Consider the following 1,791-nt stretch of genomic DNA (forward strand, 5'->3'; position numbering starts at 1 on the left):
GCAGAAGGGTGGCGATGCCGGAGCAGAACAACGTGGTGCTGATCAGCACCACGGTGTCGGCGTGGGACATTTTCAGCGCGCTGGCGACAATCAACGGCACGGCGATGGCGCCGATGTACGAGACGGCCATGTGTTGCAGGCCGAGGGTGAGCATCTGTCGTACCGGCAGAATGCGGTCGACGGGGTGCACGGTGGAGGAAGGAGTGGCTGACGACATGGGGAATCACCTCTAGCTGTTGTTATTCGGTACAGAGGGGTATTCGTCTGATGCCTGCTGCAGATCACCTGTTGGAGTGAGCCTTTGTGGGGAGGGGATTTATCCCCGATGGGGTGTGAAGCACCCCCAAAACCTGAACTTGCGGTTTACCAGACAAACCGCATGTGCTGGATTTGCGGCTGCTGCGCAGCCGATCGGGGATAAATCCCCTCGCCACGGGTGACCTCATTACAGGGTTCACTCCACAGATTTCAGTGCCATTGGGCATCAGTCATTCGTGCTGCGAAGCCGCCATCCACCGGCTCCGGTGCCTTGCTCAGCCTGCCAGGCAGGCGGCAAAGCCCTGGTTCAGCGCCGCGCGATCCAGGTCGCGGCCGATGAACACGATCTTGCTCGAACGCGGCTCCGTGCCCCAGGCGGTCGAGGCGCGGAACTCCACCAGGCTGTGCACGCCCTGCAGCACGTAGCGCTGGTCTTCGTTGGCGACGGCGAGCACGCCTTTCATGCGATAGAGGTTGTCGGCCTGAGACGAGCGCAGCTCGCTGATCCAGCGGTGGAACGCCATCAGGTTGACCGCGCCGTCCACGGCGATGCCCACCGATGACACGCTCGGGTCGTGTTCGTGGTCTTCCGATTCATGAGGGTGGTCATGCTCGTGATGCTCAGGCTCGGCGCCGATTTCCATGAGCTTCTGCGTGCACTCGAACGCGCCGATGCCGAGGATTTTCGTCAGGTCGATTTGCGCGTGGGTCGATGTCACCAGATCCGCCGTGGCGTTCAAGCCACGGATCTTGCCGCGCAGGATTTCCACCTCGTCGCTGCTGACCAGATCGACCTTGTTGATGACGATGCGGTCGGCGCAGACGATCTGGTCCACCGCCTGATTGTCGACGCCATCCAGTTGCAGATCTTCCAGATGCTGGGCGATGTGCTTGGCGTCGACCATGGTCACGATGGCGTCGAGTTCGACTTCCTCGGCAATCGGGTCATTGATGAAAAAGCTCTGCGCCACCGGATATGGATCGGCCAGACCGCTGGTCTCGATCAGGATGTGATCGAGGCGCACCGGGCGCGCCACCAGTTCGCGGACGATGCGCACCAGATCCTCGCGAACCTCGGCGGTGCAGCACACGCAGCCGTTGACCATCTCGTAGATTTCTTCGGTCTTGGAGCTGAGCACCAGATCGCCGTCGATGCCGACCTCGCCGAACTCGTTTTCGATCACGGCGATCTTGCGCCCGTGGTTTTCCTTGAGGATGTAGTTGAGCAGGGTGGTTTTGCCGGCACCGAGGAAACCGGTGAGGATGGTCACGGGGATTTTGGTGTTGGGGGTTGGGGCGTTGAAGGGGGTGTTCATCTGGAGCTCCTTACCTGTGTTTTTTGTCGGAGTGCGTTCAACTGTGGGAGCTGGCTTGCCAGCGATGGCGGTGTGTCATTCACCAGTGATGCCGGCTGACCTGTTGCTATCGCTGGCAAGCCAGCTCCCACAGGGGCCGGGGGGTTCTTGCCATCGGCGGGCAACGCCGGCATCCAGGCCAAACAGGTCGAGCACCCGGCCAAGGCTGTGATCGACC

The 1,791-nt window shown here is 61.3% G+C and carries 2 protein-coding genes; both read right to left on the reverse strand.

Translation table 11 applies throughout. From position 1 onward, the window contains the following. Window positions 1-217 (reverse strand): solute carrier family 23 protein (locus DBR18_RS15370; RefSeq protein WP_305891537.1); only part of this gene is annotated, 217 nt, incomplete at its 3' end. A 316-nt stretch (window positions 218-533) separates the two neighbouring features. Next, window positions 534-1,574, reverse strand: a complete 1,041-nt coding sequence (locus tag DBR18_RS15375; protein WP_108590942.1) for a GTP-binding protein — start codon at window positions 1,572-1,574, stop codon at window positions 534-536. Window positions 1,575-1,791: the final 217 nt, after the last annotated feature.

Origin of the sequence: Pseudomonas sp. HMWF021, assembly GCF_003061005.1 — a bacterium.
Taxonomy (GTDB): Bacteria; Pseudomonadota; Gammaproteobacteria; order Pseudomonadales; family Pseudomonadaceae; genus Aquipseudomonas.